The 21,478-nt window shown below is 64.4% G+C and carries 21 protein-coding genes and 1 pseudogene; 6 read left to right on the top strand and 16 right to left on the bottom strand.

Annotation, left to right across the window (positions count from 1 at the left end; all coding sequences use genetic code 11):
- Nucleotide 1 precedes the first annotated feature (1 nt).
- Together ACRECS_RS05160 and ACRECS_RS05165 are read right to left on the bottom strand one after the other, a co-directional pair.
- Entirely contained in the window at nucleotides 2–265 is a 264-nt protein-coding gene (locus ACRECS_RS05160) for a BolA/IbaG family iron-sulfur metabolism protein (protein ID WP_431581888.1), read from the bottom strand.
- 4 nt (nucleotides 266–269) lie between these two features.
- The gene (locus ACRECS_RS05165) at nucleotides 270–593 is read right to left on the bottom strand and encodes a DUF1476 domain-containing protein (RefSeq protein WP_431581889.1); all 324 of its coding nucleotides are present in this window, start codon (nucleotides 591–593) and stop codon (nucleotides 270–272) included.
- Between the two features lie 90 nt (nucleotides 594–683).
- Here ACRECS_RS05165 and mntR point away from each other — a divergent pair, with 90 nt between their 5' ends.
- From mntR to ACRECS_RS05180, 3 genes are all read left to right on the top strand, one after another.
- Complete coding sequence (gene mntR / locus ACRECS_RS05170) at nucleotides 684–1,181, top strand: manganese-binding transcriptional regulator MntR (protein ID WP_431582034.1); 498 nt, start codon at nucleotides 684–686, stop codon at nucleotides 1,179–1,181.
- A 92-nt stretch (nucleotides 1,182–1,273) separates the two neighbouring features.
- The gene (locus ACRECS_RS05175) at nucleotides 1,274–3,316 is read left to right on the top strand and encodes a TonB-dependent receptor (RefSeq protein ID WP_431581890.1); all 2,043 of its coding nucleotides are present in this window, start codon (nucleotides 1,274–1,276) and stop codon (nucleotides 3,314–3,316) included.
- A 111-nt stretch (nucleotides 3,317–3,427) separates the two neighbouring features.
- Nucleotides 3,428–3,799, top strand: a complete 372-nt coding sequence (locus tag ACRECS_RS05180; protein ID WP_431581891.1) for a hypothetical protein — start codon at nucleotides 3,428–3,430, stop codon at nucleotides 3,797–3,799.
- A gap of 361 nt (nucleotides 3,800–4,160) precedes the next feature.
- On the opposite strand, the gene ACRECS_RS05185 is transcribed toward ACRECS_RS05180, so the two are convergent.
- The 13 genes and pseudogenes from ACRECS_RS05185 to ACRECS_RS05245 form a co-directional block, all read right to left on the bottom strand.
- On the bottom strand, nucleotides 4,161–5,114 hold the full coding sequence (locus tag ACRECS_RS05185; RefSeq protein ID WP_431581892.1) for a DUF808 domain-containing protein: 954 nt from the start codon (nucleotides 5,112–5,114) through the stop codon (nucleotides 4,161–4,163).
- 60 nt (nucleotides 5,115–5,174) lie between these two features.
- Nucleotides 5,175–6,755 carry a glycosyltransferase family 39 protein gene (locus ACRECS_RS05190; RefSeq protein WP_431581893.1) on the bottom strand — a complete coding sequence of 527 codons (1,581 nt, stop codon included), beginning with the start codon at nucleotides 6,753–6,755 and terminating at the stop codon, nucleotides 5,175–5,177.
- Complete coding sequence (locus tag ACRECS_RS05195; RefSeq protein ID WP_431581894.1) at nucleotides 6,752–7,753, bottom strand: NADPH:quinone oxidoreductase family protein; 1,002 nt, start codon at nucleotides 7,751–7,753, stop codon at nucleotides 6,752–6,754. The genes ACRECS_RS05190 and ACRECS_RS05195 overlap by 4 nt, the downstream gene beginning before the upstream one ends.
- Nucleotides 7,716–8,345 (bottom strand): 3-isopropylmalate dehydratase small subunit, encoded by a 630-nt coding sequence (gene leuD, locus ACRECS_RS05200; protein WP_431581895.1) that lies wholly within the window; start codon nucleotides 8,343–8,345, stop codon nucleotides 7,716–7,718. Before leuD ends, ACRECS_RS05195 begins: the two co-directional genes overlap by 38 nt.
- Nucleotides 8,345–9,178 (bottom strand): N-acyl homoserine lactonase family protein, encoded by an 834-nt coding sequence (locus tag ACRECS_RS05205; protein ID WP_431581896.1) that lies wholly within the window; start codon nucleotides 9,176–9,178, stop codon nucleotides 8,345–8,347. The genes leuD and ACRECS_RS05205 overlap by 1 nt, the downstream gene beginning before the upstream one ends.
- 160 nt (nucleotides 9,179–9,338) lie before the next feature.
- Nucleotides 9,339–10,778 carry a 3-isopropylmalate dehydratase large subunit gene (gene leuC, locus ACRECS_RS05210; RefSeq protein ID WP_431581897.1) on the bottom strand — a complete coding sequence of 480 codons (1,440 nt, stop codon included), beginning with the start codon at nucleotides 10,776–10,778 and terminating at the stop codon, nucleotides 9,339–9,341.
- Between the two features lie 90 nt (nucleotides 10,779–10,868).
- Entirely contained in the window at nucleotides 10,869–12,758 is a 1,890-nt protein-coding gene (locus ACRECS_RS05215; RefSeq protein ID WP_431581898.1) for an acyltransferase family protein, read from the bottom strand.
- Between the two features lie 373 nt (nucleotides 12,759–13,131).
- Nucleotides 13,132–14,091: an NAD-dependent epimerase/dehydratase family protein gene (locus tag ACRECS_RS05220; RefSeq protein WP_431581899.1), complete on the bottom strand. Its 960-nt coding sequence runs from the start codon at nucleotides 14,089–14,091 to the stop codon at nucleotides 13,132–13,134.
- A pseudogene (locus tag ACRECS_RS05225) lies at nucleotides 14,091–14,776 on the bottom strand (glutathione S-transferase family protein). The gene ACRECS_RS05220 and the pseudogene ACRECS_RS05225 overlap by 1 nt, the downstream one beginning before the upstream one ends.
- Nucleotides 14,777–14,785: 9 nt before the next feature.
- Nucleotides 14,786–15,436 (bottom strand): CoA transferase subunit B, encoded by a 651-nt coding sequence (locus tag ACRECS_RS05230; protein WP_431581900.1) that lies wholly within the window; start codon nucleotides 15,434–15,436, stop codon nucleotides 14,786–14,788.
- Nucleotides 15,437–15,757, bottom strand: a complete 321-nt coding sequence (locus ACRECS_RS05235; protein ID WP_431581901.1) for a DUF5076 domain-containing protein — start codon at nucleotides 15,755–15,757, stop codon at nucleotides 15,437–15,439.
- Nucleotides 15,754–16,620: an HAD family acid phosphatase gene (locus tag ACRECS_RS05240; RefSeq protein WP_431581902.1), complete on the bottom strand. Its 867-nt coding sequence runs from the start codon at nucleotides 16,618–16,620 to the stop codon at nucleotides 15,754–15,756. The genes ACRECS_RS05235 and ACRECS_RS05240 overlap by 4 nt, the downstream gene beginning before the upstream one ends.
- 41 nt (nucleotides 16,621–16,661) lie before the next feature.
- The gene (locus tag ACRECS_RS05245; protein ID WP_431581903.1) at nucleotides 16,662–17,369 is read right to left on the bottom strand and encodes a CoA transferase subunit A; all 708 of its coding nucleotides are present in this window, start codon (nucleotides 17,367–17,369) and stop codon (nucleotides 16,662–16,664) included.
- Between the two features lie 212 nt (nucleotides 17,370–17,581).
- Here ACRECS_RS05245 and ACRECS_RS05250 point away from each other — a divergent pair, with 212 nt between their 5' ends.
- Entirely contained in the window at nucleotides 17,582–18,340 is a 759-nt protein-coding gene (locus ACRECS_RS05250) for an SDR family oxidoreductase (RefSeq protein ID WP_431581904.1), read from the top strand.
- Nucleotides 18,341–18,364: 24 nt separating this feature from the next.
- On the opposite strand, the gene ACRECS_RS05255 is transcribed toward ACRECS_RS05250, so the two are convergent.
- A complete protein-coding gene (locus ACRECS_RS05255; RefSeq protein WP_431581905.1) occupies nucleotides 18,365–19,282 on the bottom strand; it encodes an SMP-30/gluconolactonase/LRE family protein in 918 nt (305 codons plus the stop codon).
- A gap of 136 nt (nucleotides 19,283–19,418) precedes the next feature.
- On the opposite strand from ACRECS_RS05255, the gene ACRECS_RS05260 reads away from it, so the two are divergent.
- Both ACRECS_RS05260 and ACRECS_RS05265 read left to right on the top strand, forming a co-directional pair.
- Entirely contained in the window at nucleotides 19,419–19,787 is a 369-nt protein-coding gene (locus ACRECS_RS05260; protein WP_431581906.1) for a BlaI/MecI/CopY family transcriptional regulator, read from the top strand.
- Nucleotides 19,784–21,472 (top strand): M56 family metallopeptidase, encoded by a 1,689-nt coding sequence (locus ACRECS_RS05265; protein WP_431581907.1) that lies wholly within the window; start codon nucleotides 19,784–19,786, stop codon nucleotides 21,470–21,472. Before ACRECS_RS05260 ends, ACRECS_RS05265 begins: the two co-directional genes overlap by 4 nt.
- Nucleotides 21,473–21,478 lie beyond the last annotated feature (6 nt).

Consider the following 21,478-nt stretch of genomic DNA (forward strand, 5'->3'; position numbering starts at 1 on the left):
ATCATCCTTGTTCCGGCCCAGAGCCGAGTGGGGCATCGGGCAGGGCGGTGGTCAGCTGGAGCGCATGGAGTTCAGCCCCCATCCGCCCCCCGAGCGCCGCATAGACGAGGCGGGTGCGCTCGACCCGGGAAACGCCTCGAAAGCTCTCCGCGACGACGCGCGCGGCATAATGGTCGCCGTCGCCCGCCAGATCGGTGATCTCGACCGTCGCGCCGGGAATGCCGGCGACGATCAGGGCCTCGATCTCGGTTGCCGCCATCGCCATATGGTTATTCCGACTGCATCAGCTGACGGCGGGCCTCGATCGTATGTTCCTCGATCGCGCGGCGCACCACGGCTTCGTCGACTTCGATATTCGCCGCGGTCAGGTCGCTGACCAGCTTGCGGATCACGTCCTCGTCGCCGGCTTCCTCGAAATCGGCCTGCACCACCGCCTTGGCATAGGCATCGGTTTCCTCCGCCGTCAGCTTCATCTGGGCCGCCGCCCAATGGCCGAGCAACCGGTTGCGCCGCGCGGTGACACGAAACTGCATCTCCTCGTCGCGCGCATATTTGGTCTCGAACGCGCGCTCGCGGTCATCGAAAGTGGTCATGTGGCTCGTTCCCTTGGGCCTGTACTGTCTCATGCAGCGAGATAGGGGTGTGAAGGGCGGCGCGCAACGGCGCATCATCGCCTGTATGGAATTGGTCGCCATTGCGAGCGGCATGACGTAGCAAACCGGCATGACGATCGATCAGCGGGGACAGCCGTGAGTGAATTGACCGGAGCGGCACGCCGGGCGGCGGCGTTTCGCCGCATGCGCGATGCGCAGCGGACCGAAGTGGCGGAGGATTATGTTGAGCTGATCGGCGACCTGATCGCCGAAACCGGCGAAGCGCGGCTGACCGATCTGTCCGAGCATCTGGGCGTCAGCCACGCCACTGCCGCCAAGGTGGTGCAGCGACTGCAGCGCGAAGGGCTGGTCGAAAGCCGGCCCTATCGCTCGATCTTCCTGACCGAGGATGGCGCCGCGGTTGCCGCCATGTCGCGCGATCGCCACCGTATCGTACATGAATTCCTCCGTGCTTTGGGGGTCAGCGAGCTGAATGCCGAAGCCGATGCGGAGGGCATGGAGCATCATGTCAGCCAGGAAACGCTCGATGCGCTGGCGCGACTGACGCGGAAACTGATCACCAGCTGATCGCATTCCCCTGTGGGCTCGCGCCCTGTTGCTTGACGATCAAAATTCAGCCATGGCTTAATCATTAAGCAATGGTGTGAAGGAATCGCGGCATGGTGCGTGCAGTCATGGCTCTTGCCGCCGCCACACCGTCAGCGCCGCCGGTCCCGTTGTCGCCGCCCCTGTTGTCGCCTCCACCATCCGAGGTGCCGGCCGACAAGCCGGCCCCGGCGCCGGACGACTCCGACATCATCGTCATCGGCCGCGCCAGCCACCGTATCGGGGCGGCCCGCTCGGCGAGCGAAGGGGTGATCGGCGGGGAGGATCTGCGCATTCGCCCGCTGCTCAGGACCAGCGAACTTGCCGAAGCGGTGCCCGGGCTGATCGCGGTGCAGCATTCCGGCGGCGGCAAGGCGGCGCAATATCTGATCCGCGGTTATAATCTCGATCACGGCACCGATTTCAGCATTGCGATCGACAATATGCCGTTCAACCTGCGCAGCCAGGCGCACGGCCAGGGCTATCTCGATCTGAACGGACTGATCCCGGAAACGGTTGACCGGATCGACTATCGCAAGGGCCCCTATCGCGCCGCCGATGGCGATTTTTCAGCGGTCGCCGCGGCATCGCTGCGCACCCTCGACCGGTTCGAGCGGCCGTTCGCCTCGGTTACCGCCGGCAGCTATGGCTATCGCCGCGTGGTGGCGGGCGGATCGCTCGCGCTTGGGCCGGGGACACTGCTGCTGGCCGGCGAGGCTTCCGCGAATGACGGGGTGTGGCAATTGCCCGAGCGGCTGCGCCATGTCGCGGGCTTCGGCAAATATACTGTCGAGACAGGCGCGGGAACGCTGCGCGCCAGCCTTTCGCTCTATGATGCGCGCTGGCAGCCGACCGAGCAGATTCCGGTCCGTGCGATCGGCACGCTGATCCCGGATCGCTTCGGCACGCTCGATCCCTATCTGCGCGGGCGGACCAATCGCCAAGTGTTCAACCTGGGGCTGGAAAGCGATCGTCTGACCGTCACCGCCTATGTCCAGCATTATGGCTTCGATCTGATCTCCAACTTCACTTTCTTCCTCAACGATCCGGTTCATGGCGATGAACTCGAACAGGTCGAGGATCGTTGGACTTTTGGCGGCCGTATCGCTCGCCGTATCGATCTGACTGATCGGCTCAAGCTGACCCTGGGGGCCGATGGTCAGGTCGACAGGATCAAGGGTCTTGGCCTGTATCATACCCAATTCGGCCGGCGGATCGCGACGACCAGCCTGGTCGATGCGTCGGAAAGCTCGCTGAGCGGCTATGCCGAACTGAACTGGAAGCCGATCGACCGGCTGAGCCTGATCGCCGGCGCGCGGGTGGATCATTTCCGTTTCAGCACGGTCGCACGCGGCGGTGCGGGCCATAGCGGCACCGTCGAGGACAGCATCGCCACGCCCAAGGCGAGCGCCAGCCTCGACCTCATTCCGGGCCTCGGGCTCTACGCCAGTTACGGCCAGGGTTTTCATTCCAACGCGGCGCGCGGGGTGACCGCGCTGGTCGATGCGGTACCGGGCCTGGCACGCGCCACCGGCTATGAAATCGGCACGCGCGTCGAACGCGGGCCAGTGATCGTCACGCTCGACCGGTGGTGGAGCCGGTCGGCGAGCGAGCTGATCTATTCCGGCGATGACGGGACCGTGTCGCCGACTGGTCCAAGCCGGCGCCATGGCTATGAGGCGACACTCTATCTGCGCGCGGCGCGCTGGCTGACGATCGACGCGGTCTATGCCACCAATCATGCGCGTTTCGTCGCTGCGCCCGGCCTGGACCGCATTCCCAACGCGCTGGAATCCGCCGGCGAACTTGGCGTGGCGACGGTGTTCGGCCGCTTCAATGCCGCGATCCGCGTGCGCTATCTCGGGCCTCATCCGCTGACTGAGGACAATAGGATACGCTCGCCGGCAACCACCGTGATCAATCTGCGCGCGGCGCGGACCATCGGTGCGGTGGAACTGAGCGCCGAACTGCTCAACATCCTCGATTCCGCGCGCGCCGATGCCGATTATTTCTATGCCTCACGGCTTCCCGGCGAACCACCCGAGGGGATCGAGGACATCCACAGCCGCTCGGTCGAACCGCGCATGCTGCGCATCGGGGCGAAAATGGTCTTTTGACGACCAGAAGCCTGCCGGCCGGCCATTGCCGATATTGACGGCCAGAGGGTAGGGTCGCCGGATGCTCACACCGGCCTCTCCCGAGTTTCGATAATGCCTGAGGTCCGGCGATTGGGCGACGGCTATGAGCCGCATGTGGATGAGCGTGACGGCGCGCTGACCTATTCGCTGCCGGTCGATTCAGGCTTTGTGAGCGCCGCATTCTCGTTCGACATTCGCCAGGCGGATCTCGATATCCTCCTGGCGGACCCCTATCGACGCGCCGTGCTTGAGGTCATCGCGCACACGATCCTGCAGCGATCCTTGCTTGCGGGCAGCACGAAGGTGACTCAGCAGGCATTCGACGATTTGGTGTCGCGGGCCTTGCATGCCCCATCGGTGGCGCTTGAGGAATATATCGCCGAGATCGGCCGGGACCACCACATCGTCATTGGTGTTTACGTCGAGCAAGCGATGGCCAGGCAGTCGGCGGCCAAGGCCTAGCTCAACCCGGTGCAGGCCCTTCATGTCTCATTAAGTATATGATATAAAACGATAATGCTTCAGATCGCTGCCCGGATGATGGCCAGAGATATGGAACATTGCTGGTGTCCCAAATCTCTGCCGGCTGTCTCGGCAGCGTCGCTGGCCGAGATCCGAGATATGCGATTACCGGTGTCCCATATCTCCGGCCGCCCGCCCCCGCAGCGTAGCTGGGGCGATTCAACCAGGGCGCGGGATAGCGCATGTCTTCCCATGCCGGGTTGGTACCGGCGCGCTCTTTCTCAGTGTCGAAAACAGCATTGCGATCGCGCTGATCCGTGCATGACCGGCGCCGCCCGCCATGCCTCCGGTCGCCCGTTGCTTATCCGTGCGCCTCGCCCGCCGGTGCCTTCTTGCGCGGCACAAGGTGCAGCACGCCGACGATCGCGCCGCCGACGATCAGCCCGACCACTGCTGCGCCCAGCGCGCCGACCAGCCACTCGACCAGTCCCTGCGCGATCGGCGAGGCATGTGCCGCGGCCTCGGCGAGATGATGCACCGCCTGCGGGATCGCGCCCAGGCCGAATTCCTCCAGCCCGTGGAGCAGGATGCCGCCGCCGACCCAGATCATCGCCGCGACGCCGAGATGCGACAGCGCCTGGAGCAGCACCGGCATTGCCGCGACCAGGCCGCGGCCGATCGCGCGCAGGCCGGAAGAGGAGCGGCGGCTGAGATGCAGGCCGATATCGTCCATCTTCACGATCAGCGCGACCGCGCCATAGACGCCGGCGGTGATCGCGAACGCCACTGCGATGAGCGCGGCGGCGCGCATGCCGAGCGACAGATCGGGGAGGTCGGCCAGCGCGATGGCCATGATCTCGGCCGACAGGATGAAGTCGGTGCGCACCGCGCCGCTCACCTGGCGCGCCTCGAGTTCGGCCGGATCGTCAATCGCGGCGACTTCCTCGGCATGGTGCACGCCGGTGAGCGCCTCGAAGATCTTCTCGGCGGCCTCGAAACAGAGATAGGCGCCGCCGATCATCAGCAGCGGGGTGATCGCCCAGGGCGCGAATGCGCTGAGCGCCAGCGCGGCAGGGAGGATGAAGAGCAGCTTGTTGCGCAGCGAGCCGATCGCGATCTTCCAGATGATCGGCAATTCGCGGTCGGGCGGCAGGCCGACGACGTAGCGCGGTGTGACCGCCGTATCGTCGATGACGACACCCGCGGCCTTGGCGCCGGCGCGGCCGGCCGCGCCGGCAACATCGTCGACCGAGGCCGCGGCCAGTTTCGCGAGCGCCGCGACATCGTCCAGCAGCGCTACAAGTCCACCCGGCATGTTTCCCCCTGTTTTTCTGGCCCTGTTTGTCTGGCCATACGCCGCGAATGCCGGTCGCGGCTATCGCGCTATGGTTTCAAGCTGCCGGCACAGCTTAGTCGACGCTCGGGTGCGGCGGAGCAACTGAAAATGGCCGTCAAGCGCCGCTTCGGCAAAACCCTCCCTCAGCGCGGCCTCAAAGGCGAGCGTTTCGGGCGGTTGCGGATTGCTCATCGCCGGAAAGATTGCACGATAAAAGGCCGGCCGGCTCACATCGAGATTGAACGAGACCCATTTCGCCTCTCGCATGACCTGCCGACAGGTCTCGAGATATTGTGCGGCGGTTGAATATTGCGGCACCAGGATGTCAATCCCGGCCGGGTGGCGTCGCCCGGTCAGGTACGGCAGCATCGGATCATAGGGATAGAAGAAGACGCTGTCGCCGGGGGGAAGCGATTCGAGCCGATGCATGATGTCGGCCGTGCCGTTCTTCGGCACCAGGGAGATCAGCCCCGCACGGGTTTGGACCTGCTGCGCCTTGCCCGCCTGGAGCGCCGCTTTGACCAATGGATAGGCCGGTATCAGCAAAATCGCGCCGGCAAGCGACCAATATATCGGTTTGGCCCGGCCCGCCGGCCAGAGCAGCGAAATCAGTGCGGCAAGCAAGGGCAGGCCAAGCACAACGGCAAAGGAGTTATGCACGGCGTCGGGACGCGGGAAACAGCCCAGAAAGCCGGCCAGGGCGAACAGGCCGGCGGTGCCCCAATGGGGCCGGCGCAGCAAGGCCGGACCGTGACGCCACAGGCCGAGGATGAGCAGGCACGCGGCGAGGGGAAAAATGGCCACGATGAAGATCGTTTGCTGGTCGACGAACGCACCGAAGGAAACGCGCATGACGGCGGCATTCTGATGCAGCGGAAACAGAATGACCTGATCGAACACCGTGGCGATGGATCCCTGCCACCACAGGAGAGCGAGGACGGCGGCGAGCAGCGCCAGTCCACTCGCTGCATAGATGAGCAGCGCCTTCAACGATCTGCGCGAGAGCAGCGCCGCCAGCCCGGCAAGAGCGACCAGGCCGCCCCGGTGCGTGGTAACGAGCGTCGCGGCGCTGGCCGCCAGACCTGCCAGTGCCAGCCGTCCGGTCTTTCCTTCGGCCGACAGGATTGCCCAAAGCGCCATCACCGAAAAAAGGCTGCTCAGCCATTGATGATTGACCTGAGTCCAGGGGCCCTGAGAGCCGATCACCCATGCAAGGGTCAGTATTGCCGACACGCCGACCCGGTTGGACATGATCCTGCAACAGGAAAAGGTGAACCATGCCGTGAGCGCGATGACCAGCACGATCAACAGGCGTGCGGCGAGCAGTGATGAACCGAACAGCGTGGTCCAGCCGGTCACGATCAAAAAGCCGAGTGGCGGATAGAATTCGAAAAAGTCGCGGTACAGAACCTGGCCGCCGATGACGCGCTGCGCTGCATGGAGCCAGATGCCCTCATCCGACACCCACCAGACGGATCGGAGGAACGGCAGGCACAGCACCGCCGTGGCCAGCGCCACGAGCAGCCCGGCATGGCGATTCGGGCGACCAGCCGGCAGGGCCGATGCCTTAATCGTCTCTGGCGTCCCGGGTGCGGCCAGGCTGCGCTCCTCGCTCGTCACTCCGCGACTTTCACTACCAATTTGCCGATCGCGCCGCGCGCGGCCATCTTGGCGATCGCCTTGCCGCCGTCTTCGAAGGCGAAGGTTTCGGTCACGCGCGGGGCGATCTTGCCGTCCTTCCACAGCCGGAACAGCCGCTCAATATGCGCGGTGTTGGCCTTGGGATCGCGCGCGGCAAAGGCGCCCCAGAAGACGCCGCACACATCGCAGCTCTTGAGCAGGGTCAGGTTGAGCGGCAGCCGCGGAATGCCGGCGGGGAAGCCGACCACAAGATAGCGGCCTTCCCAGGCGATCGAGCGCAGCGCCGGTTCGGCATAATCGCCGCCGACCGGATCATAGATCACGTCCGCGCCGCCCGCGCCAAGTGCCGCCTTGAACTGATCGGCCAGCGCCTTGGACTGGTCTTTGTCGAACGGCGCGCGCGGATAGACCAGAGTCACATCGGCGCCGGCTTCCTTCGCGGCCGCCGCTTTTTCTTCCGACGAGACCGCCGCGACGACGCGGGCGCCGAATGCCTTGCCCAGTTCGACCGCCGCCAGGCCGACGCCGCCGGCCGCGCCGAGCACCAGCAAGGTTTGCCCCTCGCCAAGGCGTCCGCGGTCGAGCAACGCATGGATCGTCGTGCCATAAGTGAGCAGCAGCGAGGCGCCTTCCGCGAAGCTGCGCCCCTCGGGCAGGCGGAACAGGCTGGTGGTGGGCAGGGCGATCTTCTCGACCAGCCCGCCCGAGCCGGTGGTCGCGATCACGCGGTCGCCGACCGCCCAGTCGGTCACGCCCTCACCGACGCTTTCGATCACGCCGGCAATCTCGCTGCCCGGCGCGAACGGGCGGGGCGGCTTGAACTGATATTTGTCCTCGATGATCAGGACGTCGGGATAGTTGATCGAACAGGCCTTGACCGCGACCACGACCTGGCCCTTGCCGGCCACCGGGTCCGGCAGCTCATCGATGATTAGGGTTTCAGGTCCGCCCGGTGCTTTCGACAACAGTGCCCGCATGTCTCCGTTCTCCGCTCATCCATGGCCGATGTTCGGCAACACCGGCTTCATATTTCGAAATCGCGGTATCCCTTGCCAGTGTCAGGCCGACCTCGTCCAGCCCTTCCATCAGGCATTGGCGGCGGAAAGCGTCGAGATGAAAGGGGAAGCGGTCCTGGAACGGCGTGGTGACGGTCATCGTCTCCAGATCGACCGTGATGGTATCAGTTTTCGCAACCTCGACCAGCCGGTCGATCGCGTCCTGCGGCAGCACCACAGGCACGATGCCGTTCTTGAACGCATTGCCCGAAAAAATGTCCGAGAAGCTTGGCGCGATCACGGCGGTGATGCCCATATCGGCGAGCGCCCAGGCAGCATGCTCGCGGCTCGACCCGCAACCGAAATTGTCGCCCGCGACCAGGATCGGCGCGCCAGCATAGCGCGGATCGTCGAAGATATTGCCCTCCTGCGCGCGCACCGTCTCGAACGCGCCCTTGCCCAGGCCGGTGCGCGTCACTGTCTTCAGCCAGTGCGCCGGGATGATCACATCGGTATCGATGTTCTTCGCGCCCCAGGGATAGGCGCGGCCGGAGACTTGGGTAACGGGGTCCATTATTCGGCTGCCTTCGGAAATGCAGGGAGCTTGGCGACATCGGCCGCTTCATGCTGGATGATTACAGTCGCCTTGCGCTCCTTCGCCAGCTTCTTGATATGCTCAAGCGAGGTAACGGTATCGGCGCGGCTGCTGTTATAGGCGGGGACGCCGTCGCTGTCGTAGTTTTCCTGGAAATGCGCGGCATCGCCGGCGAGCAGATAGGTGCCGTGCTTCAGCCGTACCAGCAGCGCGTGATGGCCGGGCGTATGGCCCGGCGCGTCGATCATCGTCACGCTGCCGTCGCCGAACACGTCGCGGTCGCCGCTGACCGGATCGGCCTTGCTCGTGCCCTTGATCCAGGGCGCGAGCAGCGCGGGATTCACGCCTGGCGCGCCTGCCTTCACCGCGTCGAAATCACCCTTGCCGATCAGCAGGGTTGCGCCGGGAAAGTCCGCCGCCTGGCCGATATGGTCGAAATGATAATGGCTGATGCCGAGCAAGGTGATGTTCTCGGGCTTCAGGCCCAGTTCGGCGAGCTGCTCGACCACCGTCTTGGTCAGCGTCGCGTCCATCATGATCTTGAGATCGAGCGGCTTGCCCTTCATCGCCGCGGGCAGGCCGGCGTCCCACAGCAGATAGGCGTCGTCATGCTTGATGAGATAGCAGCTGCCGACCAGGTCCTTGCGCTGCCCGGTATAGGCCTTGGTGTCGGAAAAGGCGTTGAGATCATTGGCGGCGATCGTGCCGCAGTCGAGCCGCCACAATTTGATCGGGGCAGGGGCGGCGGATGCCGGGGCGGCCTGAGCCATCAGTGACACGGCGGTGGCAGCGGCGAACAAGGCGATCTTCATGGCGGTATCCCCCCTTTGGTCGTGTGATTTGACGGTTGGGGAGGAGCTTGTCTCGACTATTTGCCGGGGCGGGGGGACTCGCTGGCGGGGCGGGCAGTAGCGGCATAGGCGGCGATGCCGCTCAAGACGGTGCCGAGTACCAGCAGTACCAGTGCGCGTTTCATTTCGTGTCCCCCATCAGGTCGCGGACGTCACTCAGTCGACCGGTGACGGCTGCGGCCGCCGCCATTGCCGGCGAAACCAGGTGCGTTCGTGCCCCCGGTCCCTGCCGTCCTACGAAATTTCTGTTGGAAGTGGAAGCACATCGTTCACCCGGCGGCACTTTGTCGGGGTTCATCGCCAGGCACATCGAGCAGCCCGGTTCGCGCCATTCGAACCCGGCATCGGTGAAGATGCGGTCGAGCCCCTCGGCCTCGGCCTGGCGCTTGACCAGCCCCGATCCGGGCACGACCAGCGCGCGCACGCCGTCGGCGACGCTGCGGCCATTGGCGACCGCGGCGGCGGCCCGCAAATCCTCGATCCGGCTGTTGGTGCAGCTGCCGATAAAGACATGGCCGACCGCGATGTCCTGCATCGCCGTGCCGGGCGTCAGGCCCATATAGGCCAGCGACTTGCGCGCGGCGTCACGCTTGGCGGGATCAGCGAAGCTCTCGGGGTCGGGGACGCGGCCCGTGATCGGCACGACATCCTCGGGACTGGTACCCCAGGTCAGCGCGGGTGCGATATCGGTCGCATCGAGCCGCACCGATGCGTCGTAGCTGGCGGCCGGATCGCTCGGCAGGCTGCGCCACCACGCGACCGCCTGATCCCAGTCGGTACCCTTCGGCGCCATCGGCCGGCCCTTGAGATAAGCGAAGGTCGTCTCGTCGGGGGCGATCAGCCCGGCGCGCGCGCCCCCCTCGATCGACATGTTGGCGACGGTCAGCCGTCCCTCGACCGACAGGCTGCGGATGACCTCGCCGGTGAATTCGATGACATGGCCGGTACCGCCGGCTGCACCGATCTTGCCGATGATCGACAGGATCACGTCCTTGGCCGACACGCCGTAGCCAAGCGTGCCGTCGACGCGCACTTCCATCGTCTTTGACGGCGTCAGCAGCAGCGTCTGGGTGGCGAGGACATGCTCGACCTCGCTGGTGCCGATCCCGAAGGCGAGCGCCCCCATCGCGCCGTGCGCCGAGGTATGGCTGTCGCCGCATACCAGGGTGGTGCCGGGCAGGGTAAAGCCCTGTTCCGGGCCGACAACATGGACAATGCCCTGATCGGGCGAGATCGCGTCGATATAATCGATGCCGAATTCGGCGGTGTTGCGGCGCAGGGCATCAAGCTGCTGCGCGCTTTCGCGGTCGGCGATCGGCAGCATCTTACCCTGCGCATCGACGCGCGGGGTGGTCGGCAGGTTGTGATCGGGCACCGCCAGCGTCAGATCGGGGCGCCGCACTTTGCGGCCGGAGACACGCAGCCCCTCGAATGCCTGCGGGCTCGTCACTTCATGCACGAGGTGACGGTCGATATAGATCAGGCAGGTGCCGTCATCGCGCCGCTCGACGACATGAGCGGCCCAGATCTTCTCGTACAAAGTGAGCGGACGGCTGGCCATCAGGGCGATCTAGTCAAAAGCTGCGTGAAGGCAATGCTTGGCTTGCGCTTTATTGCGCGGAAGGTTTTCCGGAGGTCTGGCCGGCTCCAGCTAATCCATCCCGGCCATCTTCGGCGCAGCGGCCAGTTCAGGCCGGATTTCCCGGGCCATGAGATTGGCGATCAGGATCGATCCCTGCTGCGTGAGATGGCCATAATCGAACTGGACCGGCACGCCCGGCGTGACCCACAAGCGGCAATCGGGCGTACAAAGGCTGCGATAGGGCGAGAAATAGGGAATATTGGCTCGCGTCATCGCCTCGGCCAGTCGCTGGTCGACCAGCGCAACCTGCTGGTTGCGGTGCAGGTCGATCGGCTCATTCTGGTCGATATGCCGCGCCAGCAGGCGAGGCAACGCTTGATCATATTCGACAATCGGGCCGGACACGATGACATGCGGCACGGTCCGCTGGATCAGTCGCACGGTCTGTTCGACATCCGCGACATCCTTGTCGAGCCAGCGGGCGGAGAGGATCACCAAATCCGGCCGCGCGCGCTGCAACTGATCGGTGAGGACCTGGTGCATCAGCGCCAGGCAGCGCGCATCACCGCGGCTGTGGATCAGCGGTTTGCAGCCTGACGCGGTGGCCTGAAGCACGTGCATGTTGGGCAGGGCGTGGTTCAGTCCATAATAAAGATGCGCTGCATGACTGTCGCCCATGACCAGGACGAGGGGTTTGTCATGCGGTGCCGTCATGCAGTGTTTGAAGGAATAGTCCGACAGGCGATTCTGCGAGGTCAGGAAACAGGATCCGGTCCGCATCATCTCGGTGCGCCCGGTCCGTTCGCCATAGGCCAGCACGCCGCGCGCCTGTGCGGAAATCGGATAAAGCGCGTTGCTGAAAAAGCCCAGCGACAGCACCGCCGCACCGCATGTCGCCATGGCCGCGGTGCCGCGCAGCACCACGGCGCGAGAGGTCAGGCGGCTGGAACGTCGGAAGGGCTTTTCGACCAACGCCCAGGAAATCGTCGCGGCCACCACGGCCGCGGCCAGGAGCGACACCCGCTCGATATTGTCCAGGCGGCTGTCGATGGTGCGGTAGAAGACGATGATCGGCCAATGCCAGAGATAGAGCGAATAGGAGATCAGCCCGATGAACCGCATCGGTGGAAGTGACAGGAGCCGCCCGCCCACCGTGCGCCACCCTTCTCCGCACAGCAAGATCAGGGCGGTGCCGAGGCAGGGGATCAGAGCGGCGGCACCCGGGAACGGGGTCGCCTTGTTATAGAACAGGACCGCATAGGCGATCAGCGCCAGGCCGGCCACGACCCCGATTTCGGCCTGCCATTGCCGGCGCGGCCCCGGAATGGCCCCGATCGCCAGGAGCGACCCCAGTGACAATTCCCAGGCGCGGAAGGGGATGAGGTAGAAGGCCGCATTCGCGTTGCGCGAGACCATCCACTGCGCGGCAACGAAGCTGACCAGTGTTAGCGCCCAGACAAGCTGCCGGCGGTGCATGGCGGTCCAGTGGCGGGTGAAGAAGATCAGCAGCGGAAAGAAGACGTAGAATTGCTCTTCCACCGAAAGCGACCAGGTGTGGAGCATTGGATTGCTGTCCAGCTCTCCATCGAAATATCCGCTTTGGCCGTAGAATAAAATGTTCGACACGAAGAAGATGGAGGCGACGATCGACTTGGCAACCTCGGCCGACTGATCGGACATCAACAAGCCGAAGGCGACGAGCATCACGCAGAGGTAAAGTGCGAACAACGCAGGAAAAATGCGTTTAATGCGCCGCTTGTAGAAATCGAACAGCGCCTCGCGCCATGCGCCCTGCTCGCCCACCAGCGTCTGGGTAATGAGGAAGCCGGAGATGACAAAAAAGACATCGACGCCGACAAAGCCGCCGGAAAACAGGCTTGTGCCGAGGTGAAAGATAACGACCGGAATGACGGCGACAGTTCGCAGCCCGTCAATATCTGCACGATATTGCTTGATCATTTCCGGAATCCCCTTGCGATATTCCGATCTTCGTCGAGGTAATTTGGTATTTGTCCAACAGTATTGGAAAGGAGCTTAATGATGCACTTCAAGGGAATTCTTGCATGGTTATGCATTCGCGGCCCCTTTTATTTATATGAAGCAGAGTTTATCGACTAAATTACTGCCGGATCTGCCTGTGGTTACCGAGAAAATATTTCAGTTTTTCAATTATTGAAACCCACGAAGACTTCGCTGCACCGCAATATATGCAACATTCATCGAATTTTTCAGGAAACGCCAATCGGTTATAGTCTCTGTGACAAGGCAGAGAATGGCGTGCCCCATTGAAAGGGGGCGCTAATGAATGACGCGGGGCGCCTGTCGACCTGCCTTATTGCGCGCACGATTCCTTTGGCGAGACATAGGTGGCATCGTGCGCCACCGGCAGATCGCCGCCTTGGCGCAGCGCCGCGAGCATCCCGGCAAAATCGGTGCGGCAGCGAAAGCCCAGTACGCGCTCCGCATGTCCGGCGTCATAAACGCGGTCGATCGAGTGCGGCAGCGTCCAGCCATTTACGGCGTACAGTGCCGCCGCATCGGGAAAATAGCGCGCGATTACCGCAGGGGCATTCGCCTTCAGCTCGGCGACATCGCCGGGCGCAAAGGGCGTCGGCGCGGACAGGATGAAGGTGCCGAAACCAAGCTCGGGTGCGCGGTCGAGTGCAGCGAGATGTCCCTCGGCGGCGTCTTCGACGGTCAGCCGGCGGTGGAGCAGCTCATTGGCCTTCATATTCTCGCCCGACAGGCTGTCGTGCGTATCGTCATCTTCGGGAAAGAAGCGACTGGTGCGCAGGATCAGCACGGGGAGGCCGTGCTCGGCATGGATCAGGCGGCAGATCTGCTCGGCGGCAAGCTTGGTCACGCCATAGATGTTGCGCGGCTCAAGTGGCGCAAGGCTTTCGTCGATCCACACCGCCGTATTGCCATGCCCTTCACGGATCGCGGTCGAGATCATCAGCGATGTGGTGGAGGTGAAGATGAAGCGGCTTGCCCCGGCCGCGACTGCGGCTTCGAGCAGGTTGAGCGTGCCGGTGACATTGACGTCGATGAACGCCTGCCGGGGATAGCGGACGATGTCGGGCTTGTGCAGCGCGCCGCCATGAATAACTGCCTCGATCCCATGCCCGGTGAAGACCCGGTCGATCAGTGCACGGTCGGCGACGGTCCCGATGACGTTGGTATCGACCCCCGGTGCGACGTCGAGGCCGGTGACTTCATGCCCCGCCTCGCGCAACCGGGGAGCGAGAAAGCGTCCGAGCCAGCCGCTCGATCCGGTGAGTAGAACGCGCATCAGACGATCCTGTAGTCCGCAGTGATGATACCCGCGGCGGCGAGCTCGGCTTCATGGTCCGCCTCGCGCCATGGTTCGGCCAGTGCTTCGGCTTCCATTGCCGCATTGCCGGATGAGCGAGCAGATGCTCGACCCAGGCGTGGCCGGCCGCACCGACATCCAGTCCGTAGGTGCGCACACGAAACGCGACCGGGGCGTAAAAGGCATCGACCGCAGTAAAAGCCGGGCCCGCCAGCCATGGGCCGCCGAAGCGACCGACTCCTTCCGCCCATAGTTCGGCAAGCCGGGCGATCTGTCGCGCCAGTGCGGGCGAAGCCGGTCTGGGTGTGACGCGGACACCGACATTCATCGTACAATCGTTGCGCAGGGCGCCAAAGCCGCCATGCATCTCCGCTGCCGCGCACATTGCCCAGGCGCGTGCCGCGTCATCCGCCGGCCACACGCCGTCAAAGCGTTCGGCGAGATACATGGCGATTGCCAGCGAGTCCCAGATCGTCCGCTCGCCGTCGATCAGCGCCGGCACCTGTCCCGAGGGGGAAAAGGCGCGGAACGCGTCATGATTGTCATCGGCCGCGAACAGCTCGATGCGATCCTCGAACGCGATGCCCAGCGCCTTCATCAGCAGCCAGGGGCGCAGCGACCAGCTCGAATAATTGCGGTTGGCGGTGATCAGGGTCAGCGGCATGGATGCCCTTTAGCTGATGTAGTGCGCAGTGGTCTTTGCCGCGACTTCGTCCGCCGTGACGCCCGGCGCGATCTCGATCAGCTTGAACGGGCTGGCATGATCGGGGCGCTGGAACACGGCGAGATCAGTGATGATCATGTCGACGACATTCTTGCCGGTCAGTGGCAAGGTGCAGGCCGGGATGAATTTCGGGTCACCGGCCTTGGAGTTGTGCTCCATCACGACGATGATCTTCTTGACGCCGGCGACCAGGTCCATCGCGCCGCCCATACCCTTGATCATCTTGCCCGGGATCATCCAGTTGGCGATATCCCCATTCTCGGCGACTTCCATCGCACCGAGCACGGTCAGGTCGATATGCCCGCCGCGGATCATCGCGAAACTGTCCGACGAGCTGAAATAGGCGCTTTGCGGCAGCTCGCTGATCGTCTGCTTGCCGGCATTGATCAGGTCGGCATCTTCCTCGCCCGCCAGCGGGAAGGGGCCAATGCCGAGCATGCCGTTTTCCGACTGCAGCGTCACCTCGACGCCGTCGGGGATGTGGTTCGCAACCAGGGTCGGAATGCCGATGCCGAGATTGACATAATAACCGTCCTGCAGCTCGCGCGCCGCGCGCGCCGCCATATCGTCGCGGGTCCAGCCTTTGGTTTCCTGGGCCATCTAGTTCAGCTCCTCTTTGGCGCCCGGTATCGGGGTCGCGACATCGGTGGGATTGGCACGCTCGGCATCGAGGCCGAGCCAGATACGGTCAAGCGCTTCGGCTTCGCTGATGCCGGTCGCGCGGGCATAGGTGATCGCGCCGTGACGCACGCAATCGACCAGCGCGATGCCGAACGCGGCCGGGTCGGCGCCGATCGGCACTGGATTGATGAAACAGGTCACCGGACCGCCCTCGCTCGCCCAAACGCGCAGGAACTCGCGCGATCCTTCGAGCAGGTCGGTATAGGGGACGAGGTCGATCGGAACTGGCTTGCCGGTCATTTTGCCTCCACGGCAGCAGGGGGCGCCCAGCGCTTGTCCTGCGGGAACACATCGTCGATGCCGCCCTTCAGCCCGCTGCCGTAAACCGGGTTGGGCAGCACGAACCAACCCACGCCCCATCTCGCCGCGATCGCACCGGTCGTCACGGCGGCGCGGCGCGCGGCAGGGGAGAGTCCGGCATTGAACAGATCGCTGAAATCGCCGAGCTGATCGCCGCCCATTGCGACGACGCAATATTTCGCGGCGATCGCCGCGCGGCGGCCATCCTTCTTGCTGCCGGTCGCATCGTCTCCGGCGAGGAACAGCGTCTCGCCATGCACGGCCGGCCCGAGCCCGGCGCCGGTGATGGCGGCCGCGGTCTGTGCGGCGTTGGCGGCCGAGCGGTTGGTGTTGAAGATCACCGTCACGCCCATCTTGCGCAAATCGTTCAGTGCCTCGACGGCGCCGGGAACCGCTGCGACCTGAGTGACACCGGTCTTCTCCCAGGCCTGCCAGCGCGCTTCGTCATAAGGCGCGGGATGGATCGCATCATTATATTCGAAGCCGGTATTGAGCAGCACCGTTTCATCGACGTCGAACACCGCTGCGCGAGGCTTGGTGCCGCAAGGCACCCATCGCGGCACGGCCAGCGTCGCGTCGGGTGCAAGCACCGCAGACTCGCCGGTCTCGCTCTTGGCATCCCATCCGACATAATTGACCAGGGCGCGCCATGCCTGCGCGCTGATCGCGGCGCCTTCGCCCGAGCCGTAGAGATATTGCATGCCGGGCGGGACAGTTGTCGATGGAGCGGCGATAGTCGCCAGCGGCGGCGTTCGCGCCGCCGTGCAGCCCGAAAGCGCTAGGGCCGTCAGCGCAATCCACATCCCCCTTCCCGCAAGCGGGAGGGGAGAAGAGCGGTCATCGCTCACGCGTCGGCCCGCTCGCGCACGGTGCGGAACTCGATCTTCTTGTCATAGGGGGCGCCGACGATCATCCGCTTCACATAGATGCCGGGCAGATGGATCGTGTCGGGATCGAGGCTGCCGACGGGCACCACTTCCTCGACTTCGGCGACGCAGATCTTGCCCGCGGTCGCCATCGGTGCGTTGAAGTTACGCGCGGTCTTGCGGAAGATCAGGTTGCCGCTCTCATCGGCTTTCCAGCCCTTGATGATCGACAGGTCGGCGCGGATGCCGCGTTCGAGGATATACTCCTCTCCGTCGAAGCTCTTCACCTCCTTGCCCTCGGCGACCAGCGTGCCGACGCCGGTTTTGGTGTAGAAGCCAGGAATGCCCGCGCCGCCGGCGCGGCAGCGTTCGGCGAGCGTGCCCTGCGGGCAGAATTCGACTTCGAGTTCGCCGCTCAGATATTGCCGCTCGAACTCCTTGTTCTCGCCGACATAGGAGGAGATCATCTTCTTCACCTGGCGGCTGCGCAGCAGCTTGCCGAGCCCCTCGCCGTCGATCCCGGCATTGTTGCTGGCGATTGTCAGGTCCTTGGTGCCCGCCGCCTGAATCGCGTCGATCAGCCGTTCGGGAATGCCGCACAGGCCGAACCCGCCCGCGCAGATCGTCATGCCGTCGAACAACAGGCCGTCGAGCGCTCCCGCAGCATCGGAATACAGCTTCTTCATCGCAGGGCTCTCCAGAGATTTATCGACCGGGCAATAGGCGTGCGCGCCCGCATGGGTCAATTGCAGCACGGCGTTGGAGCAGTTGCAGGCAACGCAATCGGCACGATCGGCAAACCGGCCGCGGAATGTTGCTTAGGGAGCAAGGAACGGGACCTCGTATGGTCGGCGCTGCGTTACGTCATAGTCCGCAATAAATATAAAAGGCTCGGCACATGACACTCCTGCAAAACAAGGTCGCCATCATCACCGGTGCAAGTTCGGGTATCGGCTATGCGACGGCGAAACTGTTTGCCGAGCATGGCGCGAAACTGGTGCTTGGCGGGCGCCGCGACACGGAACTCGCGGCATTGGTCGCGTCGATCGAAGGCATGGGCGGCAAAGCGCATGCGCTGGCCGGTGATGTCCGCGACGAAAACCATGCACAGGCACTGGTCGCGACGGCGGTCGATCTGTTCGGTGGGCTCGACATCGCCTTCAACAATGCCGGTAGCGCCGGGGTGATGAAGCGCATTCCGGACCTGTCGCTCGAGGCATGGAACGACACGCTGGCGACCAATCTGACCAGTGCGTTCCTCGGCGCCAAGTATCAGATTCCAGCGATGCTCGCACGTGGCGGCGGTTCGCTTGTCTTCACCTCGAGCTTTGTCGGCAACAGTGTGGGCATGCCCGAGATGGGCGCCTATGCCGCGAGCAAGGCCGGTATCATCGGGCTGGTCAAGACGCTCGCCGCGGAGTTCAGCCCGCTTGGCGTGCGGGTGAATGCGTTGTTGCCGGGCGGCACCGACACGCCCGGCGCGACGATGGACACGCCCGAGGCGCTCGCGTTCGTCAAAGGGCTACACGCAATGAAGCGGATCGGGCGGCCTGAAGAAGTGGCGCACTCGGCGCTCTATCTGGCGTCCGATCTGTCCAGCTTCACGACCGGCAGCGCGCTCTATGCCGATGGCGGCGTGTCGATCACGCGGACCTGAGCTGCCTGACCGACGGGTCGCATCTCAGCCATAGGCCAGTTTCAGTCCCGGCCGCGCCCATGGCATGGAGATGAGCTGCCCGGTGCCCGACAAGGTGATGTAGGCGGTGCGCAGGTCCGGTCCCCCCCAGCAGATATTGGTGGTGAAGACGTCGGGTGTCGGCACGAACTCGACCAGCTCGCCCTTGGGCGACACCACGCTGATGCCGCCTTCGCCGATCGTCGCGACGCAGATATTGCCGCTGGCCTCGACCCCAAGCGAATCGAAGAATTTATAGCCGGCGGGGCGGTAGAGCGGGATGCCTGGCCCGCCCAAACCTGCGGCGAGATCGATCTTGCCGGGGCCGATCACATTGAATTTCATCAGGCGGCACGTGTAGGTTTCCGCCGCGTAAAGCGACTTGCCGTCGGGCGACAGCCCGATGCCATTGGGGTTCTCGCTCGGGAAGATCACTTCCTCGAGATGACTGCCATCGGCGCGGGCGTAGAAGATGCCGGTAATGTCGCGCTCGCGCGGCCGGTTCTTGCCATGATCGGTGAACCAGAAACCGCCCTGGTCGTCGAACACGATGTCGTTGGGGCCGCGCAGACGGCAGCCGAAATCGCCATCCTTGTACAGGATCTCGACCGCGCCGGTGGCGATGTCGATGCGCTCGATCCGGCCGCCGGAATAATCGTCCGCCTGGCCATGTGGCGCAAGGAAGCCGCCATTCTCGCGCCAGTTGAAGCCGCCATTGTTGCAGCAATAGAGTTTGCCGTCCGGGCCGATCGCCAGCCCGTTCGGCCCACCACCCGGCTCCGCCACGGTCTCGGTCGATCCGTCGGGCCGGACGCGCGTGATCCGACCATTCTCGATCTCGACCAGAATGACGCTGCCGTCCGGCATTGCGACCGGTCCTTCGGGGAAGCGCAATCCGGTGGTGATGGTGGTGAAACTGGTCATGGGACGGGCTCTTTCGCTTTTGCGTCAGCCTACACGTGTCGCGCATCGGCTCAACCGCATTCATCGAGCGTTCAGCCCATTGACTACAGACGTAATCAAGAAGATTACAAACGTAGTCAGTACGGGAGCGATTCGAATGGCCGAACGGATAAGCGATGCTGAACATGCGGTCATGGAAGTCTTGTGGGACGAAGCGCCGCTGACCGCGCAGGACGTATCCGAACGCATCCCGGCGGGCCGCGACTGGTCCGCCAATACCGTCAAGACATTGCTCGGCCGGCTGCTCGCCAAGAACATCATCGCGCATGAGGAGGATGGCCGCCGGTACCTCTATCGTCCGCTGGTTGCGCGCGGTGATTATGTCGCAGGCGAATCGCGCAAGCTGATGGACCGTCTGTTCGGCGGCAAGCTGATGCCGCTGGTCGCGCACCTTGCCGAGCGCGACGAGCTCAGCGCCAGCGACATTGCCGAGATCGAGGCGCTGCTGAAGGGGTTGAAGGCGTGAGCGCGTCGCTCTTCGCCGGATGGGCGCTCGAGGCGCTGATCGCATCCACCATCCTGATGGTCGGTGTCCTTGCGCTGCGCGGGCCGGTCCGTCGCGCGTTCGGGCCGGACGTCGCCTATGCGCTCTGGGCGCTGCCCGTGCTGCGCCTGTTGCTGCCGCCGATCCCCGCATCCTGGCGCGAGATGGCGGTTGCGCCGGTGACTCGTGCGAGCGAGACGATCACCATCTACGTCATTGAACCGCTCAGCGGGCCGCTGAGTGGCGCCGCTGCCGCACCGGCCGCGCAACATCCGTCGCTCTACGCATCGCTCTATCCGTGGCTTGGCCTGATGCTGGCCGCGCTGTGGATTGCCGGCGCGGGGGTCTTTCTCGCCTGGCATTCGGTGTCGCATCTCCGCTTCTGCCGACGCATCCTGGATCGCCAGGTGCGTGGTGCGCAGATCGATGGCGGCATTCACCTGATCGAGACCGATGCGGCGAGCGGCCCGCTCGCTTTCGGTATCCTGCGCAAATATGTCGCTTTCCCGCGCGATTTCGTCGAGCGGTACGATCGTGAGGAACGCGATCTCGCGCTGGCGCACGAGCTCGGCCATCATGAACGCGGCGACCTGATCGCGAACTGGGTCGCGCTGTTCATCCTTGCGCTGCACTGGTTCAACCCCGTCGCCTGGCGTGCCTTCCGCGCGTTCCGCGCCGATCAGGAAATCGCCAATGACGCACGCGTCCTGGCCGGGCTGAGCCCGATCGCGCGCCACACCTATGCCTGCGCGATCGTCAAATCCGCGCATGGCGGGGCGGTGTCCGCCGCCTGCCACCTTCACACCATCAACGATCTGAAAGGGAGACTGAAGATGCTGACCACTAACAAGACATCGCGCACCCGCCTGATCAGTGGTGCCGCCGCGGTCGCGATGCTGACCGTCGCCGGCCTGGGTTTCACCGCATCGGGTACCAAGGCGGCCGCCGCCATCCGCAGCAATGTCGAGACCGCCACCGGCGTCAATCTGGCGAGCCTCGATATCGTGCCGCCAGTGGCGCCCGCCGCTCCAGTGCCCGTATCGGCTCCTGCCCCGATCGCGGCACCGGCGGCACCGGCGGCACTTGCCCAGGCAGAGCCGCTGCCTGAGCCTCCGGCGCCTCCCGCACCCGCGGCACCCGCCGAATGGCATGGCACGCAGAGCCGCCAGGTGACGACCACCATGACGACCGATGATGACGGCAAGACGGTGCGGCGGGTGAGGGTTGTCACGCGCGGCAAGGACGGCAAGCTTCGCACCGAAGAGTATGACAGCATGGCGGCGCTGCGAGACATTCCCGAAGTTTCCTCGGCCAATTGCAGCGGTGGTGGCGACCGCCAGGAAATGGTCATCAACAAGCGTGACGGCGACAAGCACAAGATCATCATCTGCAACAATCGCATTGAGCGTGTTGCGCGCGAAGGCGCGGAGATGGGCGCGAGGGCGGCGGCGCTGGCCGCAAGGAGTTCGGCGCTGGCCGCGAACGATGCCGTGAACAGCCGGGAAATCGAGCGGAGAGCCTATCGATCGGCGCTGGGCGGGTTGCGCAGCGCGCGCGCCAACATGGCGCGCAATCTCAATATGAGCGGCGATGCGCGCGACGATGCCCTGGAGTCGATCGATGATTCGATCCGCGACATGGAAGCCAATCTTGCCAGGGTCAACTGACGCATA

This window comes from Sphingomonas sp. (genome assembly GCF_050725575.1).
In the GTDB taxonomy this organism is placed as follows: Bacteria; Pseudomonadota; Alphaproteobacteria; order Sphingomonadales; family Sphingomonadaceae; genus Sphingomonas.

Bases quoted from the DNA above. Each gene is read 5' to 3' on its own strand.
- ACRECS_RS05160 (WP_431581888.1), bottom strand. From the start codon at position 265: ATGGCGATGGCGGCAACCGAGATCGAGGCCCTGATCGTCGCCGGCATT.
- ACRECS_RS05165 (WP_431581889.1), bottom strand. From the start codon at position 593: ATGACCACTTTCGATGACCGCGAGCGCGCGTTCGAGACCAAATATGCG.
- ACRECS_RS05175 (WP_431581890.1), top strand. From the start codon at position 1,274: ATGGTGCGTGCAGTCATGGCTCTTGCCGCCGCCACACCGTCAGCGCCG.
- ACRECS_RS05185 (WP_431581892.1), bottom strand. From the start codon at position 5,114: ATGCCGGGTGGACTTGTAGCGCTGCTGGACGATGTCGCGGCGCTCGCG.
- ACRECS_RS05195 (WP_431581894.1), bottom strand. From the start codon at position 7,753: ATGCGGGCACTGTTGTCGAAAGCACCGGGCGGACCTGAAACCCTAATC.
- leuD (WP_431581895.1), bottom strand. From the start codon at position 8,345: ATGGACCCCGTTACCCAAGTCTCCGGCCGCGCCTATCCCTGGGGCGCG.
- ACRECS_RS05205 (WP_431581896.1), bottom strand. From the start codon at position 9,178: ATGAAGATCGCCTTGTTCGCCGCTGCCACCGCCGTGTCACTGATGGCT.
- leuC (WP_431581897.1), bottom strand. From the start codon at position 10,778: ATGGCCAGCCGTCCGCTCACTTTGTACGAGAAGATCTGGGCCGCTCAT.
- ACRECS_RS05215 (WP_431581898.1), bottom strand. From the start codon at position 12,758: ATGATCAAGCAATATCGTGCAGATATTGACGGGCTGCGAACTGTCGCC.
- ACRECS_RS05220 (WP_431581899.1), bottom strand. From the start codon at position 14,091: ATGCGCGTTCTACTCACCGGATCGAGCGGCTGGCTCGGACGCTTTCTC.
- ACRECS_RS05230 (WP_431581900.1), bottom strand. From the start codon at position 15,436: ATGGCCCAGGAAACCAAAGGCTGGACCCGCGACGATATGGCGGCGCGC.
- ACRECS_RS05235 (WP_431581901.1), bottom strand. From the start codon at position 15,757: ATGACCGGCAAGCCAGTTCCGATCGACCTCGTCCCCTATACCGACCTG.
- ACRECS_RS05240 (WP_431581902.1), bottom strand. From the start codon at position 16,620: ATGTGGATTGCGCTGACGGCCCTAGCGCTTTCGGGCTGCACGGCGGCG.
- ACRECS_RS05245 (WP_431581903.1), bottom strand. From the start codon at position 17,369: ATGAAGAAGCTGTATTCCGATGCTGCGGGAGCGCTCGACGGCCTGTTG.
- ACRECS_RS05250 (WP_431581904.1), top strand. From the start codon at position 17,582: ATGACACTCCTGCAAAACAAGGTCGCCATCATCACCGGTGCAAGTTCG.
- ACRECS_RS05255 (WP_431581905.1), bottom strand. From the start codon at position 19,282: ATGACCAGTTTCACCACCATCACCACCGGATTGCGCTTCCCCGAAGGA.
- ACRECS_RS05260 (WP_431581906.1), top strand. From the start codon at position 19,419: ATGGCCGAACGGATAAGCGATGCTGAACATGCGGTCATGGAAGTCTTG.